Source organism: Streptococcus sp. HMSC072D07 (assembly GCF_001814835.1).
Lineage (GTDB): Bacteria > Bacillota > Bacilli > Lactobacillales > Streptococcaceae > Streptococcus.
In genome coordinates, this window is record NZ_KV818036.1 from 350,742 (window position 1) to 367,569 (window position 16,828).

General features: G+C 41.4%; 14 protein-coding genes and 1 tRNA gene. 5 read left to right on the plus strand and 10 right to left on the minus strand.

The features are described 5' to 3' along the window. Nucleotides 1-104: 104 nt before the first annotated feature. The 10 genes from vncS to HMPREF2991_RS02555 form a co-directional block, all read right to left on the minus strand. The gene (vncS, locus tag HMPREF2991_RS02510) at nucleotides 105-1,433 is read right to left on the minus strand and encodes a sensor histidine kinase VncS (protein WP_070683352.1); all 1,329 of its coding nucleotides are present in this window, start codon (nucleotides 1,431-1,433) and stop codon (nucleotides 105-107) included. Next, nucleotides 1,430-2,086: a response regulator transcription factor VncR gene (gene vncR, locus HMPREF2991_RS02515; protein WP_049489824.1), complete on the minus strand. Its 657-nt coding sequence runs from the start codon at nucleotides 2,084-2,086 to the stop codon at nucleotides 1,430-1,432. Before vncR ends, vncS begins: the two co-directional genes overlap by 4 nt. A gap of 293 nt (nucleotides 2,087-2,379) precedes the next feature. Next, a complete protein-coding gene (gene vex3 / locus HMPREF2991_RS02520; RefSeq protein ID WP_070569113.1) occupies nucleotides 2,380-3,759 on the minus strand; it encodes an ABC transporter permease subunit Vex3 in 1,380 nt (459 codons plus the stop codon). Between the two features lie 287 nt (nucleotides 3,760-4,046). After that, entirely contained in the window at nucleotides 4,047-4,679 is a 633-nt protein-coding gene (gene vex2, locus HMPREF2991_RS02525; RefSeq protein WP_042902563.1) for an ABC transporter ATP-binding subunit Vex2, read from the minus strand. Nucleotides 4,680-4,805: 126 nt separating this feature from the next. Further along, nucleotides 4,806-6,083, minus strand: coding sequence for an ABC transporter permease (locus tag HMPREF2991_RS02530; protein ID WP_070569116.1), 1,278 nt, complete (start codon nucleotides 6,081-6,083; stop codon nucleotides 4,806-4,808). Nucleotides 6,084-6,477: 394 nt separating this feature from the next. Then, a tRNA-Leu gene (locus HMPREF2991_RS02535) sits at nucleotides 6,478-6,563 on the minus strand. A gap of 80 nt (nucleotides 6,564-6,643) precedes the next feature. After that, nucleotides 6,644-7,219 carry a cysteine hydrolase family protein gene (locus HMPREF2991_RS02540; protein ID WP_070569118.1) on the minus strand — a complete coding sequence of 192 codons (576 nt, stop codon included), beginning with the start codon at nucleotides 7,217-7,219 and terminating at the stop codon, nucleotides 6,644-6,646. Beyond that, nucleotides 7,219-8,007 carry a GTP-sensing pleiotropic transcriptional regulator CodY gene (gene codY, locus HMPREF2991_RS02545; RefSeq protein WP_042902566.1) on the minus strand — a complete coding sequence of 263 codons (789 nt, stop codon included), beginning with the start codon at nucleotides 8,005-8,007 and terminating at the stop codon, nucleotides 7,219-7,221. The genes HMPREF2991_RS02540 and codY overlap by 1 nt, the downstream gene beginning before the upstream one ends. A 281-nt stretch (nucleotides 8,008-8,288) precedes the next feature. Then, nucleotides 8,289-9,842 (minus strand): degradosome RNA helicase CshA, encoded by a 1,554-nt coding sequence (locus HMPREF2991_RS02550; RefSeq protein WP_070569121.1) that lies wholly within the window; start codon nucleotides 9,840-9,842, stop codon nucleotides 8,289-8,291. A 196-nt stretch (nucleotides 9,843-10,038) separates the two neighbouring features. After that, the gene (locus HMPREF2991_RS02555; RefSeq protein WP_070569124.1) at nucleotides 10,039-11,271 is read right to left on the minus strand and encodes an L-lactate MFS transporter; all 1,233 of its coding nucleotides are present in this window, start codon (nucleotides 11,269-11,271) and stop codon (nucleotides 10,039-10,041) included. A gap of 192 nt (nucleotides 11,272-11,463) precedes the next feature. Here HMPREF2991_RS02555 and HMPREF2991_RS02560 point away from each other — a divergent pair, with 192 nt between their 5' ends. From HMPREF2991_RS02560 to HMPREF2991_RS02580, 5 genes are all read left to right on the plus strand, one after another. Next, entirely contained in the window at nucleotides 11,464-12,780 is a 1,317-nt protein-coding gene (locus HMPREF2991_RS02560; RefSeq protein ID WP_070569127.1) for an FAD-containing oxidoreductase, read from the plus strand. Nucleotides 12,781-12,873: 93 nt separating this feature from the next. After that, the gene (locus HMPREF2991_RS02565) at nucleotides 12,874-13,401 is read left to right on the plus strand and encodes a hypothetical protein (RefSeq protein ID WP_070569130.1); all 528 of its coding nucleotides are present in this window, start codon (nucleotides 12,874-12,876) and stop codon (nucleotides 13,399-13,401) included. Nucleotides 13,402-13,483: 82 nt separating this feature from the next. Continuing rightward, complete coding sequence (murT, locus tag HMPREF2991_RS02570) at nucleotides 13,484-14,827, plus strand: lipid II isoglutaminyl synthase subunit MurT (RefSeq protein ID WP_070569134.1); 1,344 nt, start codon at nucleotides 13,484-13,486, stop codon at nucleotides 14,825-14,827. Next, the gene (gene gatD, locus HMPREF2991_RS02575; RefSeq protein ID WP_000263161.1) at nucleotides 14,827-15,609 is read left to right on the plus strand and encodes a lipid II isoglutaminyl synthase subunit GatD; all 783 of its coding nucleotides are present in this window, start codon (nucleotides 14,827-14,829) and stop codon (nucleotides 15,607-15,609) included. Before murT ends, gatD begins: the two co-directional genes overlap by 1 nt. A gap of 127 nt (nucleotides 15,610-15,736) precedes the next feature. After that, complete coding sequence (locus HMPREF2991_RS02580) at nucleotides 15,737-16,819, plus strand: M24 family metallopeptidase (RefSeq protein ID WP_070569138.1); 1,083 nt, start codon at nucleotides 15,737-15,739, stop codon at nucleotides 16,817-16,819. The last annotated feature ends 9 nt before the right edge of the window (nucleotides 16,820-16,828 follow it).

The window sequence follows — 16,828 nt, forward strand, 5'->3', positions numbered from 1 at the left end:
ATTTACATTGTTCATTTTATCACTTTTTGATAAAAAAAGCTAGTTTTTCCCATACTTTAGATTGAATTTCTTCCAATCCAATCAATGTAACCCCTTTCTTCTCCTTAGTCCTGAGTGACTTTGGGATAACGTATGAAGAAGGTCAATCGAGCATCCTGCATCTCAAAATGATAAGGTAATTTCTCGTGTTCTAATAAACTTTTGACCACAAAGAGTCCCATCCCCGAACCCTTGGCCTTACGACTAGCATTTTCAGAAAAAGACTGGGCCAGTTTTTCTTGTTCTTCAGGACTACAGCTATTCTCGATAAAGAGTTCTCCTTCTCTCTCGCCGATATGAACCAAACCACCTGGAGTGGAGTGCTTGATAGCATTGCTGATGAGATTCGATAATATCAGTTTCATGACAGATGGGTTTATGTAAGCCTGCTGATGGGTTAGGCTAATGTCTACCTGAAGTTCTCGCTCCTTGGCGAGCAAAGCATAATCCTTGACCAAACTTTGCGTCATCTGGACTAGGTCAATGTTCTCCTTCTCCTCTCGCAATTCCTGAACAGAAGAAAGAGAAAGTATCTGGAGAACGTGGTGACTGAGGTCATCCACAATTCCCAAGGCAACTCCAAGATAGTGATCTCTATCCTTATAACGGCCGACATTTTCTTTCATATTTTCGATTAGGATTTTCAAACTAGCCAGAGGTGTTTTCAATTCATGAGAAGCCCCTCGTAGGAACTCAACCTTCATCTTCTCCAGCTGAAGAATAGCTTCATTCTTGTCATGCAAGTCCGCAATGACAGTCAAGAGATGCTGGTAAAGGCTATTGATTTGTTCCTTGAGATCACCTATCTCATCCTTAGAATCCACGCGCAATCGTACTTGGGCATCCAAATCCATCATCCTACGGGTCACCCGCTTGATTTCCAAAATCGGGGCAACAATGGTCCGAGCGTAGATGTAGGCCACCAAAAGAGAAATCAGAAAGGATGCCAGCAAGGTATAGGGAAGAAACTGGAGACTAATCTGCTCTGCTTCCTTTTGCAAGTCCATTGAAGCTAGAAATTGGAGAGTCATAGTGCTGCCATCTTGCGTTTTCACCTCACGCTCCTCAATAAAAAGGGAAGTAGTTTGACGGTCCGTATCCAGAGGAAGATTGTCCTTGACTTCTAACTTGTCCTCGGTCATTTCTCCCTTGACAGCTCCTTTGATATCACTGGTCTGGGAATACAAGTCTAAGACTTGCTCAATATTCTGCCTATCTTTTCCATCCAGGGACTGGGCAATGGCTGTCGCTTTCTGGTCAATGGTTTCCTGACGATGGCTTAGATAAGTAGAGGGAAAGAGAAAATAAATGGCTAAATGAAGACAAATAACCAGAACACTAAAAATCGAGAAGGTATAGATAAAAATCTTTGTAAATAAACCTGTTCGTTTCATTTTCTCTCCAATTTATAACCAACATTGCGCACAGTGAGGATACAATCCAAGTCTAGCTTTTTCCGCAGTTCCTTGATATAGACATCAATAACACGGTCAAAGGGGACCTCATCTGTCGCCTTCCAGACAGCATCGATAATCTGAGAACGAGTCAAGGCCCGTCCCTCATTTTTCACCAGATAGTCCAGAATTTCCAACTCTTTGGCATTAATGGCCACTTCTTGACCTGCGAGGCTTGCGCTATAGCTTTCAAAGTCTACCTTGGTATTCTTATAGGAGAAGACTCTTCCTGTATCGTAGTAGCGCTTGAAAATCGCATCTACCCTCACTTTTAGAAGGGAGAGGGAGAAGGGCTTTTCCAGATAACCGTCTGCCAGAGAGGCAAAAGCACTCATCTTGTATTCCTCATCCTGAAAGGCAGTCAGCATCAAGATCGGAACCTGACTGGTTTTACGAATCTCAGCTAGAACTTCTAGGCCATTAAGCTTGGGCATCTGGATATCCAGTAAAACCAGGGCCACCTCATAGCTGGAAAATTTTTCTAGAGCTTCCTGACCGTCTGCTGCCTCAATGGTTTCATAACCACAATCGGTCAAATAGTCACTGATCCCCTCACGGATCATCTCTTCATCTTCTACAATTAAAATTTTCATAGAAAAAACGTTTCACATTCCTTTAAATTTCTTGTAAATTATCTCAGTTTCATCCTGATAGGAAAGAGCTTTATACTCAATGAAAATCAAAGAGCAAACTAGGAAGCTAGCCGCAGGTTGCTCAAAGCACTGCTTTGAGGTTGTAGATAGAACTGACGAAGTCAGTAACATATATACGGCTAGGTGAAGCTGACGTGGTTTGAAGAGATTTTCGAAGAGTATTATCAAGATGAAATAGATAAAAATGCTACCTATATTATACCCCATTTAGGGGAGAATAGGTAGCAAGTTTTTTATTCGCTATCGAGCAAGAGCTCTTTTGGTTGTTTTCTGAGGAGATTGCTTGAGGCAAGCGCCATAACGAGAACCACTAGAACCAAGGCAAGGACAAAGACGATGATAAAGTCTGATGTCTGAATGGAAATATCTAAGCTCGACAAGGTCTTGCTAAAGCCATCTACTTCTGCACCACCACCAAGATTAGAGGCTTGAGCAGCCTTGCTGGCTTGCTTGGCAACACCTGAAGTGACATTGGCAAGAACAGTATTTCCTATTGCACGGGCTGTGTAGTTGGCTAGGAAGTAAGCAGAAACGAGAGCAGGGATAGCAATCAAGATAGATTCGGTGATGAATTGCCCCAAGATACTTGCCTGCTTGAGACCGATAGAGAGGAGAATTCCCACTTCCTTGCGACGGGCGTTGATCCAAAGACTGAGCAAGAGTGCAAGGAGAAGAACTGAGAAGCTCAAGCTACCCCAAAAGAGGAGGTTGGCCATCTTGTACATACCAGAGATGGATTGCTCTAGAGCTGGGTAGTTAGAGGAGCTCTTCACAAGTGTGTAGCTCTTCCAGTTGATACCGCTGATACCATTCAACTCTTTCATGACGTCATCCAAGTTCTTGTCCGCTGTTACAAAGAAGGTTGCGTCCCCATAAATAGCTGTGTCTTCTGTATATCCATAAAGTTTTGCAGCAGTGTGAATGTCTGTGATAGCTGTGTTTTCATAGAGTTCTTGTGAGTAGGTTACTGCAGACTTATTGTGCCCATCAAAGAGTCCCTTGATTGTAACTTCGACTGTTTCCTTAGCACCTTTTTCATTGTCTGCATCGTAGATATTGGAGTCTAGTTTAACCTTATCTCCGACTTTCCAACCGTGTTTGGCTGCCAAGTCCTTGTGCATGAGAATCTTGTCCTTGTCGTCGTTGGTTAGGTGCTCACCTTCAACTAGCTTATATGAGCCAGAGACAAACTTGTCTTCTTTAGAGGAGTCATTGACACCTGTAATCATCAAACTGCTTCCAAACCGTTTGGCACGGTCTGCAGTGAGATTTTTCTTGGTTTCTGGCGTTTCAATGAGGTCGTATCCAGTCAAATCTCCGATAACGTTGATGCGTTTAACATAAGACTCGATGGCCTTATTTTCGGTGATTTTTTTGATATCCTCACCCTTAATATTCCCAGAACCACGTGGCGTTCCTTGATTGACGCGACGATTGATTTGCATGGAGAAACTATTGGTGATATTTTTAAAGGTCTCCTGAGAGGCCTTGGCAGTAGCTCCCTTGATCGATAAGCCGACCAAACTCAAGCTCGCCATGAGGAGAATAATCAGGAAGATAACAATCGATTTGAAAAACTTCCTTGTAACATAGGCAAATGCGTTGTGTAACATAGGTTCCCTTTCTAGATTTTGTTCTATTTCAATGTCTTATAACTTATATAAATTATTTTTTAACTATTTCCCTTAGATTGTGCGGACGGGAGCAACTTCCTGTAGGAATTTCATCCCTAATTTTTGAGCCATATGTCTCAAAAATTCCGGCCTAGATAATAACTTTGTTATTATCTAGGCTATCACTACTGCGGGAAATAGTTGTTACAGACTCACTTCGTTTATTATTTTACTTTACACGTATCTGGTTACCAACTAATACTATTTTAAAGTTTAATAACTAGATTCTATATTTCAGTCAGTTTCTTATCCTTCAATTCAAGTGTAATATCTGACGCTTGTGCCACTTCTTTACTGTGGGTGACGACGATCACACATTTACCTGTTTTCTGGGCAAGTGATTTGAGCAGTTCGATAATATCTCCAGCAGTTTTAGGGTCCAGATTTCCTGTTGGCTCATCAGCTAGAATAACTGGAGCTTCTGAGACTAAACTGCGAGCGATGGCTACACGTTGCTGTTGACCACCTGATAACTGGAGAACGTTCCGCTTGATCTGACTTTCATCCAAACCAAGTTCAAGAAGAGTATCCTTGCTGGCCTTTTTGTTGACCAAGCGGATATTTTCCAGCGGAGAAAGATAATCTATCAAGTTATAATTTTGAAAGACCAGAGAAATATGGTGCATGCGATGGTAAGAATATCCCTTATTCCGAATGTCCTCTCCTTGGAAAAGGATAGAACCCTCGACAGGGCTATCTAGACCAGCAAGTAGGGACAAGAGAGTGGATTTTCCTGCTCCTGACTCACCAATGATACTATAAAATTTTCCGGGTTCAAAATTATACTTGATCTGATATAAAACTGCTTCAGCAGTGTTCTTATAACGGTAGGTAACATCTTGCAATTGTAATAAAGTCATGATTTCTCCTTCTTATACTCAATGAAAATCAAAGATTAAACTAGAAAGCTAACCGCAGGTTGCTCAAAGCACAGCTTTGAGGTTGCAGATAAGACTGACACGGTTTAAAGAGATTTTCGAAGAGTATTAACTAATAGATGATAAAATTTCTTTCGGCGATTTTCTAAATAAGAATAGGAAACAAAGAGCTACGGATAAGCAACCAATCAGGAGCAGAAAGACATAGGATTCTGCAAAGGATAGGAGACTGGTTGATAGACCACTTGCTTTGGCCAGCGTTTCCTCTAAGGTTGCCTGATCTCCACTGGCTAGTACAGTTTGGAGTAGATAGGATGTGATGGCATTTCCAGCGATAAAGGATGGAAGCAAAGCTCCAAGTGATACCAAAACTACCTCTAAACAGAACTGGAGGAAGATCGAACTCTTGCCTTTTCCAAGTGCCAGAAGAATTCCCACTTCGTAGACCCTTTCTCTCAACCAGAGGGACAAGACCAAAATTAAGGCTCCTGCTCCTGCTATCAACATCCCATAAAGGAAGATGGTGAGGAAGGTTTGGAAGGTTGCCACTGAGTCTTTGATTTGTTCAAAGGCCTTGTTTTCCTTCTCGACTTGGTAGCCTTGACTTTCCAAAGCCAAGTTTTCCACCTGCTTCATGAGTCCGTCCATTTCCTTAGGATCTTCTACATAGAAGCGCGCTGCACTGACTTGAGCTTCACTATTTCCCAGAAGGGTTTGGCTACTTTCATAGTCTGTAAAGACTTGGTTTTCACTGAAGTCAGAAGACAAGCCTGTGAACTTCTCTTGTTTTTTTCCAGAAAAGATGCCGACAATTTCAAACTCTACTGTTTGCCCTTTTCCAGATTCTGACTGACCAGCATCCAAGCGAATCTTGTCATGAAGCGAAAGACCGTTCTTCTTGGCCAACTCCTCGTGGATCAGGATTTTCTTGGAGTCCCCTTTTTGAAGATGTCGCCCTTCTTTTAGGTTGAAAGCCGAACTGGTAAAGGTGACATCCTTGGATGAATCCTCGAGAGCCGTTAAGCTAACCAAGTTCTTGTCTGTAGCTGACAAATCATCACGTTCTACGCTCTGCTCACCACTCACCGCTTCCTTGTCTTTCAGTTTTGCGACCGTTTCAAGTTCAGGAGAAACATTTTCCAGTCCCTTAATCTTGCTCACGGATGCTAGGTCCGATAACTTGAAGGTCTGTCCATTTTCTATCTTTTTGATAGAAAATGAGGTATTGAGTGATTTGTAAAGATTGCTTTCCACTGTTTTGTTGGACTTCATCAGCGTCAAACAGGCTGAAATTCCTGCTAAAAGAACAAATAAAATCAGAAATAAAATAAAACTTCTCAGTCGTTTTCTGCTGACATAAGCCCAAGCTCTTTGGATTGGATTCATTTGTCACCTCCATATTTGTAAGACTATTATAAAATCCAAATATGAAATGTTTATGAAATCGAAAAAACTTTTTGATTTATTTTTTGAAAAAACAAAAAAGCTAGCAAACGCTAACTTTTCTTCATATATAAGGATAAATAGTACCAATCAAAAATCTACTTCATTTTAAAAATGATAATCACGTCTTTCTGATTAGTATTTTTCCATCTCCTAAGTTCTTCATTTTCTGACTTGTGTTTGAGGATATTCTTGATAGAATGAAATGGAAAACTCAGTTTAAATGTTCTGATACAATGAACAGTTCTTGATACCAATATTTTTCGATATACGAAACGTAGCCTCTAGTCTTCTTTGTAAAAACAAAAAGAGCTAGCCAAAGCTAACTCTTACCCTATGCGGAGAGAGGGACTTGAACCCTCACGACCTAAAGCGGTCACAGGATCCTTAGTCCTGCGCGTCTGCCAATTCCGCCATCCCCGCGTCGATTACTTTACTAGTATATCAACTTTCAAAATCTTTGTCAACACTTTTTTCAGATTTTTTTCATTTTTCCAACAGGCTTATAGTTCAATTTCAGCAAGGTTTTCATCCAGTAATTTTGCTCCCAATGTGTTCTTAAAATGCCCAAGAGCAAACTGATGATTTTCTGGCCAAATAGAAGCAACCGCAGGCTTGACAATCTCGATTTGATAACCTAAATTATAGGCATCAATAGCCGTATGAAGGACGCAAATGTCAGTCAATACACCGGTCAAAATGACCGTATCTACCCGACGTTCCCGCAAACGGATATCTAAGTCCGTTCCTGAAAATGCTGAATAGTGACGTTTGTCCATCCAAAAGACGCGACTATCCGCCTCATGCTCAGCATAAAAGTCAGCTAGGGGGCCATAAAGGTTACGACCGCTAGTTCCGATGATGTTGTGTGGTGGAAAGAGCTTGCTTTCTGGGTGGAATGTATCCTTCTCCTCATGAGCATCAATGGTAAAGAATATATAGTCTCCACGATTAAAAGCTAATCTGGTTACCTGATCAATGGCTTTTGATATTGCTTGAGCAGGTGCTCCAGCAGTTAGCTTTCCATGATCTGCTACGAAATCCTCTGTATAGTCAATCGAGATTAAAGCTTTTGCCATTAGTAGTCCCTCTTTTTCACTTCCTCAAAGATATCTGAAATCAATACCTTGAGATAGGTTCCCTTCATTCCTAGTGAACGGCTTTCAATGATTCCTGCCGACTCTAGCTTACGGAGAGCATTGACGATTACTGAGCGCGTGATACCGATACGGTCTGCAATGACTGATGCAGTCAGCTGCCCTTCATTTCCATCCAATTCAGCTAAAATAGCTGATACGGCACGAAGTTCTGAATAGGAAAGGGTGTTGACCGCCATAGTAACAGCTGTACGACGGCGAATATTTTTCTCATCTTCTTCACGTTGGAAGTTCAAGAGTTGAATCCCTACCACCGTGCTCGCAATCTCGACAAGAATCAAATCTTCATCTTCAAATTTCTTGTCATTGCGCCAAATGATCAACGAACCTAGGCGAATCCCTGATACATGAATCGGAGCGATGGTCGTCAAACCATCTGGAAAGTCCGCACGGCTCTCTACAGGGAAAATAGTCAAATCATGTTCAACAGGAAGATTGGCTTCCGTGTCGTAAATCATGTTTGCCCCTTGTACATAGACGTCAGGGAAGGTTTTAGTTTGGAAGAATTGTTCTACACGGTCATTATTTGTCTTATAACGCATAAAGTAGCCCAAGAGACGTCCCTTGTTATTCACAATACAAGCGTTACAGTCAATAATATCAGCTAACTGGCGTGTGATCGCATTATAAGGAAGTTCATCTTGGAGTTGCTCCTCAGAACGCTTTAGAATAGACGTGATTTTTCTTGTTTTTTCTAATAAATGTGCCATTTTTTACCTCGCATATAATCGCTTCCATTATAACATAGAAAAGTCTTTATTTCAATAATTATCTGAAAATTGCTTATTTAATTGCAATTTTGAACAGCAAAAATATTTTAGAAAAAAGCGATTTTTTTATTGACATCCTATTTTGTTTTTGATATCATAACATTATAAGAAGATGACATGATAAATCCCTTTCCGTTTCACCTATCCTTTACTATCACCATCTTCTTTTACTATCGGTCTCCTTATATATAAAAGCGATTCACAGTGTGAATCGCTTTTTTCTATTTGTCTCCTTTGTTACGAATAACAAAGCCTGTTTTCTTTTCGCTTGAAGTGTTGCGAGGTTTTTTATTGTCTTTATTACGGTAACGTCTGTCTTTATCAAAACGATCATTTCCACGACTGCCTTTTTTGAAATCATCACGGCAACCATTGCCGCGGCGATCACGGCCTCCTCGACCTCCCTTGCCTTTACCACCAAAGCCATTACCTGATGGTTTAAATGGCAGTGGTTTTTCACGCGCAATCTCCACTTCAGGAAGGCTGTCTGGATCTTGGACTGTCAGGCTCAAGATATACATAGCCAATTCTTCTGGACTAAATTCTGCAGCTAACTTACGAGCATCTTTAGCAAATTTCTCAAAGTTCCCACGAATAGTTTCATCCGCAAAATCGCGCTCGATTTTCTTGAGCGCTACTTGTTTCTTAGCTTGGAAGGCTTCTTCTGCTGTTGCTGGTTTCAAGCCTTTCATGCGTTTCTTAGTCAAGTTTTCGATGATTTGAAGGTAGCCCATTTCATTTGGTGCTACGAAAGTAATAGATTGACCTGACTTACCAGCACGACCTGTACGACCGATACGGTGAACATAACTTTCAGGATCTTGTGGAATATCGTAGTTATAGACATGGGTCACACCTGAAATATCCAAACCACGTGCTGCCACGTCAGTCGCAACTAGAACATCAAGATTCTCATTTTTAAAATCACGAAGGACACGAAGACGTTTATTTTGGTCCAAATCACCATGAATTCCTTCTGCACGGAAGCCACGAATTTTAAGTCCACGAGTCAATTCATCTACACGGCGTTTGGTACGACCAAATACAATAGCAAGTTCTGGTTGTTCCACATCCATAAGACGTGTCATGGTATCAAATTTCTCTTGTTCCTTGACACGGATATAGTACTGATCCACTAGCTCTGTTGTCAATTCCTTGGCAGCAATCTTGACATGCTCAGGGTCTTTCATAAACTGAACACCAATACGTTTGATAGCATCTGGCATGGTTGCTGAAAAGAGCAAAGTTTGACGATTTTCAGGGACACGGGAAATGATGGCTTCGATGTCTTCAAGGAAGCCCATGTTGAGCATTTCATCCGCTTCATCAAGGATGAGGGTTTCAATGTCTTGTAATTTCAAGGCCTTGCGTTTAATCAAGTCCAAGAGACGGCCTGGTGTTCCTACCACGATGTGAGCACCAGATTTAAGAGCTTTGATTTGTTTTTCAATGCTGGAACCACCGTAAACTGAGCGAACTTTCACTCCTTTGCTACGGCCAAAGCGGAAGAGTTCTTCTTGGCTTTGGACAGCGAGTTCACGAGTTGGAGCGATAACCAAGGCTTGGATGGTCGCTTCTTCTGTACGGATTTTTTCAAGGGTTGGCAAGCCAAAGGCTGCGGTTTTCCCTGTACCAGTCTGAGCTTGACCGATAACGTCTTTTCCTTCGAGAGCCAATGGAATGGTCTGTTCTTGGATAGGACTGGCTTCTACAAATCCAGCTTTTTCAATCTCTGCTAGCAATTCAGCAGACAAGTTAAATTCATTAAATTTCACGTTATTCTTCTTTCTAAAGGTGGTGCGAAGCCACCCTATAGGGCTTTAGTTTATACTTTTCTTTTCATGACGTATCTTCTACAAAAAAGAGATACCGTGTTGCTTCTTTTCCACGAAAGAAAAGTACGAGTTTCTTTGCAACCTATCTAGTATAACACAAGAGAGAAGCAAAAGATAGTAGAATTCTTTAGGAAAATCATGTAAACGATTTTTGGATTTCCTTTTTGATTGAACGACCTAGATAATAAGACAAAGCCAAGGCTATACTATATAAAATGAGAAAAACGAACAAGGTTTGTGTGTAAGAATGAGCTATTTTATAAGTCTCTGCTAATAAAATAGGCCCTGCTAAACCAGCCATTGCCCAAGCTGTTAAAATATATCCATGAAGAGCTGCCAATTCCTTGGTTCCAAAAATATCACTGAGATAAGCCGGAATCAATGAAAAACCAGCTCCATAGCAAGTCATCAAAATAGACATAGCGACTACAAATAAAATGGAATCTGTAAAGAGCCAAAGTGAGAGAGAAAAGAAAAGATTGACAAGCAGTAATATACTAAAGGTTAGAGGGCGACCGATATAGTCAGATAAACTCGCCCAGAGCAAACGACCAAACCCATTGAAAATCCCTAAAACGCCCACCATTACTGCTGCATGACTTGTAGACAAGCCAGCCATCTCCTGTGCCATTGGCGATGCCGCTGAAATTAAGCCTAAACCACAAGCTATGTTGATAAAGAAAATAATCCAAAGTATATAAAACCGATTGCTTTTCAGGGCCTGATTCGCAGCCATTCCTTGGGTCAAAGAGGCTGTTTTTTCTTTCCCTGAAACAGATAAAATTGCAAGCTCTTGCTCATTTGGACGCTTAATGAATTGTGAAGCTAGGAGCATGATAATAAAGTAACTTGCACCTAAAATATAAAAAGTTTCTACAAGCCCTACCCCTGCGATGAGATGTTGCGCTATGGGACTAGTCAATAAAGAAGCAAAAGCAAAACCAAATCCCATAATCGCTAAACCTGTTGCGAGACCACGTTTATCAGGAAACCATTTTATAATCGTTGACACAGGGGTAATATAGCCTGCTCCCAAACCAAGCCCACCTAAAATACCATAAGCGAGATACAACAACCACAGCTCCTGACGGTCTATTGCAAATCCAGTTAAGATATTTCCACCTGCGTATAGAAAAGCAGATAGACTCCCCATGACTCTCGGACCAAATTTTTCTACCAAACGCCCCATAAATGCAGCTGATAATCCCAAACAAAAGATTGCTAGACTGAAGGCAAAGGCAACAGAAGCCTGATCCCATCCCGTTTTTTCAATAATAGGGTTGCGATAAACACTCCAAGCATAAGTCGAACCCAGCATTAAGTGTAAAATGACCCCAGCAAAGGCAATAATATAACGATTCGATTTCATAAAACCTCCTATTTTCGAACATTTATTCTATTTTATATAAAAATAGATAGGATTTTAGTCTATCAAGCTTGTCAAAAAATTACTAGTATTTTGTCTGGAAAGCGTTTTTATCTTTTTCTGTCTTTTTCGTAGCAGAATTGTGCAAAAGTTTTTTTCTTGTGCTAGAATGAAATTCGAATAGGAGGACTATAAATGTTAACATATGATTTAATCGTTATTGGATTTGGTAAAGCTGGGAAAACACTAGCTGGTAAATTGGCTTCAGCTGGCAAAAAAGTTGCCCTGGTTGAACGTAGCAAAGCTATGTACGGTGGAACTTGTATCAACATCGGATGTATCCCAACTAAAACCTTGCTAGTTGCTGCTGAGAAAGACTTGTCTTTTGAAGAAGTCATTGCTACCAAAAATACTATCACTGGACGCCTTAACGGTAAAAACTATGCTACTGTTGCGGGAACAGGTGTAGATATCTTTGATGCGGAAGCTCACTTCCTTTCAAACAAAGTCATCGAAATCCAGGCTGGTGATGAAAAACAAGAACTGACTGCTGAAACTATCGTTATCAACACTGGTGCTGTTTCAAACGTCTTGCCAATCCCTGGACTTGCTACAAGCAAGAATGTCTTTGACTCAACAGGTATCCAAAACTTGGACAAATTGCCTGAAAAACTTGGTGTCCTTGGTGGCGGAAACATCGGTCTTGAATTTGCAGGCCTTTACAACAAACTTGGCAGCAAAGTTACAGTCCTAGATGCCTTGGATACTTTCCTACCTCGAACAGAACCTTCCATCGCAGCTCTTGCTAAACAATATATGGAAGAAGACGGCATTGAATTGCTTCAAAACATCCGTACTACTGAGATCAAAAACGACGGTGACCAAGTTCTTGTCGTAACTGAAAACGAAACCTACCGTTTCGACGCCCTTCTCTACGCAACTGGACGTAAGCCAAACGTAGAACCACTTCAACTTGAAAACACAGATATTGAACTAACAGAGCGTGGTGCTATCAAAGTAGACAAACATTGTCAAACAAACGTTCCTGGTGTCTTTGCAGTTGGGGATGTCAACGGTGGACCTCAATTTACCTACATTTCACTTGATGACTTCCGTGTTGTCTACAGCTACCTTGTTGGAGATGGCAGCTACACGCTTGAAGACCGCCTCAATGTACCAAACACTATGTTCATCACACCTGCACTTTCACAAGTTGGTTTGACTGAAAGCCAAGCAGCTGATTTGAAACTTCCATACGCTGTTAAGGAAATCCCTGTTGCTGCGATGCCTCGTGGTCACGTCAATGGAGATCTTCGTGGAGCCTTCAAAGCTATTGTCAATACTGAAACAAAAGAAATTCTCGGTGCAACTATCTTCTCAGAAGGTTCACAAGAAATCATCAACATCATCACTGTTGCAATGGACAACAAGATTCCTTACACTTACTTCACAAAACAAATCTTCACTCACCCAACCTTGGCTGAGAACTTGAATGACTTGTTTGCGATTTAACTAGAAAAATAAAAGTATTTTCTTTTTGAAAATGCTTTTATTTTCTTTTTATTTATGTTATTATATCGTTATATTATAAAGGAGGTTTTATGAATGAATAAAACAAATAGAATATTTGCACTCGGACTCTCTTGCTTGTCAGTCCTCGCTCTAGTTGCTTGTAGTGGTGCAAGCAAAAAAGAGGAAACTACTTCAAAGAATGACAAAGTAGAAACATCCTCAAGCAAAAAAGAGACCGAAAAGAAAGGAAAACTTGCTATCGGGGATAAAATAACGTTTGACAATGTGGCTGAGTATACGATTACAAATGTAGAATGGACTGATGAACGTAATCAATTTGATAAAACTAACCCTGACAAAGTATTGAAAGTAACATACAACGTAACTAATCTTTCAGAGAAAGATTTAGCTGTAGGATGGGATATGAATCTTTATGTTGGAAGTAAAAAAATGGACTCCTACGCTAACACGAACACTGCAGAAACTCTATCAAGTGGGAGATCTTTAGAAGGTGCTGTTCAACATTTTGGAGTTATTGGAAATGGTGACTTCGAACTCGAAATTAAACCTGTTGGTGATTTTAAATCAAAACCTGCCATCGTTGCATTTAAACTAGACTAAATCCAACAGCCCTCATCGGGCTGTTTTTGTTTCTGTGAAATCTCAAATCTGTCTTTTCTTTCTTTTATGATATAATAGAAACATGAAATTAAAAACTACTTTGGGCCTTCTTGCTGGGCGTTCTTCTCACTTCATCTTGAACCGTCTTGGTCGTGGAAGTACGCTCCCAGGAAAACTTGCCCTTCAATTTGATAAAGATATTTTACAAAATCTAGCTAAGAACTATGAGATTGTCGTGGTCACTGGAACCAACGGGAAAACCCTGACAACTGCCCTGACTGTCGGCATCTTAAAAGAGGTCTATGGTCAGGTTCTGACCAATCCAAGCGGTGCCAATATGATCACAGGGATTACGACAACCTTCTTGACGGCCAAATCCTCTAAAACTGGGAAAAACATTGCCGTCCTAGAAATCGATGAGGCCAGTCTATCTCGTATCTGTGATTATATCCATCCTAGCCTTTTTGTCATCACTAATATTTTCCGTGACCAGATGGACCGCTACGGTGAGATTTACACGACTTATAACATGATTTTGGATGCCATCCGTAAGGTGCCTACGGCTACTGTCCTCCTCAATGGCGATAGTCCGCTTTTCTACAAGCCATCTATTCCAAATCCTGTACAGTATTTTGGTTTTGACTTGGAAAAAGGACCAGCCAAACTAGCTCACTACAATACCGAAGGGATTCTCTGCCCTGACTGTCAAGGCATCCTCAAATATGAGCACAATACCTATGCCAACTTGGGTGCCTATATCTGTGAAAATTGTGGTTGCAAACGACCTGACTTGGACTACCGTCTGACAGACTTGGTTGAGTTGACCAACAATCGCTCTCGTTTTGTCATTGACGGACAAGAATACGGAATCCAAATTGGTGGACTTTACAACATCTACAATGCCCTTGCTGCGGTTGCCATCGCCCGTTTCCTCGGTGCAGATTCGCAACGGATCAAGCAAGGATTTGATAAGAGCCGTGCTGTCTTTGGACGCCAGGAAACCTTCCATATCGGTGATAAAGAATGTACTCTCGTCTTGATTAAGAATCCAGTCGGTGCTACCCAAGCTATAGAGATGATCAAACTAGCGCCTTATCCATTTAGTTTATCTGTTCTCCTTAATGCCAACTATGCTGATGGAATTGATACTAGCTGGATCTGGGATGCAGACTTTGAACAAATCACTGACATGGACATTCCTGAAATCAACGCTGGTGGTGTTCGTCATTCTGAAATCGCACGTCGTCTACGGGTGACAGGCTATCCAGCTGAGAAAATCACTGAGACAAGCAATCTAGAACAGGTTCTCAAGACCATTGAGAACCAAGACTGCAAACATGCCTATATCCTGGCTACCTATACTGCTATGCTGGAATTCCGCGAACTGCTGGCTAGTCGTCAGATTGTTAGAAAGGAGATGAACTAATGGTTTATACTTCACTTTCCTCAAAAGCTGGCAACTACCCTTATCAGCTCAACATTGCCCACCTCTATGGAAACCTCATGAATACCTACGGGGACAATGGAAACATCCTCATGCTCAAGTATGTGGCTGAAAAATTGGGGGCACATGTGACGGTTGACATCGTTTCTCTCCATGATGACTTTGATGAAAATCACTATGATATTGCCTTTTTCGGTGGCGGTCAAGACTTTGAACAAAGCATCATCGCAGACGACCTTCCTGCTAAAAAAGAGAGCATTGACAACTACATCCAAAACGACGGAGTAGTTCTAGCCATCTGCGGTGGTTTCCAACTATTGGGGCAATATTATGTTGAGGCTTCAGGGAAACGCATAGAAGGGCTAGGGGTCATGGGCCACTACACCCTCAACCAGACCAATAATCGCTTTATCGGTGACATCAAGATTCATAATGAAGATTTTGATGAAACCTACTATGGCTTTGAAAATCACCAGGGACGTACCTTCCTCTCAGATGACCAAAAACCGCTGGGACAGGTGGTCTATGGAAATGGAAACAACGAGGAAAAAATCGGCGAAGGGGTTCATTATAAGAATGTCTTTGGTTCCTACTTTCACGGACCTATCCTCTCTCGTAATGCCAATCTAGCTTATCGCCTGGTCACTACTGCCCTCAAGAAGAAATACGGTCAGGATATCCAACTCCCTGCCTATGAGGACATCCTCAGTCAAGAAATCGCTGAAGAATACAGTGATGTGAAAAGCAAAGCTGACTTTTCTTAAACCAAAGAAAACCATATCAAAGAACTCCCCTATCTTGTCGGAGTTCTTTTTACCTGTTCTTTTACCCTTCTCCCTTGCATTTTCTCTCATTTTTTGCCAAAATAGAGGGGTAGAAAGAAGGTAGCATATGTCTAAATTACAACAAATCGTAACATATCTTGAATCAGAAAAACTAGACGTCGCTGTCGTATCTGACCCCGTCACTATTAATTACCTCACTGGCTTTTACAGTGATCCCCATGAACGCCAAATGTTCCTCTTTGTCCTAGCGGATCAGGAACCTCTCCTCTTTGTCCCAGCTCTCGAAGTGGAACGTGCAAGCAGCACTGTTTCTTTCCCAGTTGTAGGCTATGTGGATTCTGAAAATCCATGGCAAAAAATCAAAAACGCTTTGCCTCAACTTGACTTCAAACGTGTCGCTGTTGAGTTTGACAATCTCATCTTGACCAAATACCATGGTTTGAAATCAGTTTTTGAAACTGCTGAGTTTGAAAACCTCACTCCTCGCATCCAACGCATGCGCCTCATCAAATCAGCTGATGAAGTGCAAAAAATGATGGTTGCAGGTATCTATGCTGATAAGGCTGTTAAGGTTGGTTTTGACAACATTTCTCTTGATAAGACTGAGACAGATATCATTGCACAAATCGACTTTGCCATGAAGCGTGAAGGCTATGAAATGAGCTTTGATACCATGGTCTTGACTGGCGATAATGCTGCAAATCCGCACGGTATCCCTGGAGCAAACAAAGTCGAAAAGGACGCCCTTCTCCTCTTTGACCTCGGTGTTATGGTTAATGGATATGCCTCAGACATGACTCGCACAGTAGCTGTCGGCAAACCAGACCAGTTCAAAAAAGATATCTACAACTTGACCCTTGAAGCTCAACAAGCTGCTCTTGACTTTATCAAGCCAGGAGTAACAGCTCATGAAGTGGATCGAGCTGCCCGTGAAGTTATCGAGAAAGCTGGTTATGGAGAGTACTTCAACCACCGTCTCGGTCACGGTATCGGTATGGATGTCCACGAGTTCCCATCTATCATGGAAGGAAACGACATGACCATCGAAGAAGGCATGTGCTTCTCTGTTGAACCAGGTATCTATATCCCTGGAAAAGTCGGTGTCCGTATCGAAGACTGCGGTGTCGTCACTAAGGATGGCTTTGACCTCTTCACCAGCACCAGCAAAGACTTGCTTTATTTTGATTAATGGTATTAT

Coding starts and splice junctions, on each gene's coding strand:
- HMPREF2991_RS02560 (WP_070569127.1), top strand. CDS start 11,464: ATGTTAACATATGATTTAATCGTTATTGGATTTGGTAAAGCTGGGAAA.
- gatD (WP_000263161.1), top strand. CDS start 14,827: ATGGTTTATACTTCACTTTCCTCAAAAGCTGGCAACTACCCTTATCAG.
- codY (WP_042902566.1), bottom strand. CDS start 8,007: ATGGCACATTTATTAGAAAAAACAAGAAAAATCACGTCTATTCTAAAG.
- vex2 (WP_042902563.1), bottom strand. CDS start 4,679: ATGACTTTATTACAATTGCAAGATGTTACCTACCGTTATAAGAACACT.
- HMPREF2991_RS02580 (WP_070569138.1), top strand. CDS start 15,737: ATGTCTAAATTACAACAAATCGTAACATATCTTGAATCAGAAAAACTA.
- vncS (WP_070683352.1), bottom strand. CDS start 1,433: ATGAAACGAACAGGTTTATTTACAAAGATTTTTATCTATACCTTCTCG.
- HMPREF2991_RS02555 (WP_070569124.1), bottom strand. CDS start 11,271: ATGAAATCGAATCGTTATATTATTGCCTTTGCTGGGGTCATTTTACAC.
- vex3 (WP_070569113.1), bottom strand. CDS start 3,759: ATGTTACACAACGCATTTGCCTATGTTACAAGGAAGTTTTTCAAATCG.
- vncR (WP_049489824.1), bottom strand. CDS start 2,086: ATGAAAATTTTAATTGTAGAAGATGAAGAGATGATCCGTGAGGGGATC.
- HMPREF2991_RS02565 (WP_070569130.1), top strand. CDS start 12,874: ATGAATAAAACAAATAGAATATTTGCACTCGGACTCTCTTGCTTGTCA.
- HMPREF2991_RS02530 (WP_070569116.1), bottom strand. CDS start 6,083: ATGAATCCAATCCAAAGAGCTTGGGCTTATGTCAGCAGAAAACGACTG.
- HMPREF2991_RS02540 (WP_070569118.1), bottom strand. CDS start 7,219: ATGGCAAAAGCTTTAATCTCGATTGACTATACAGAGGATTTCGTAGCA.
- murT (WP_070569134.1), top strand. CDS start 13,484: ATGAAATTAAAAACTACTTTGGGCCTTCTTGCTGGGCGTTCTTCTCAC.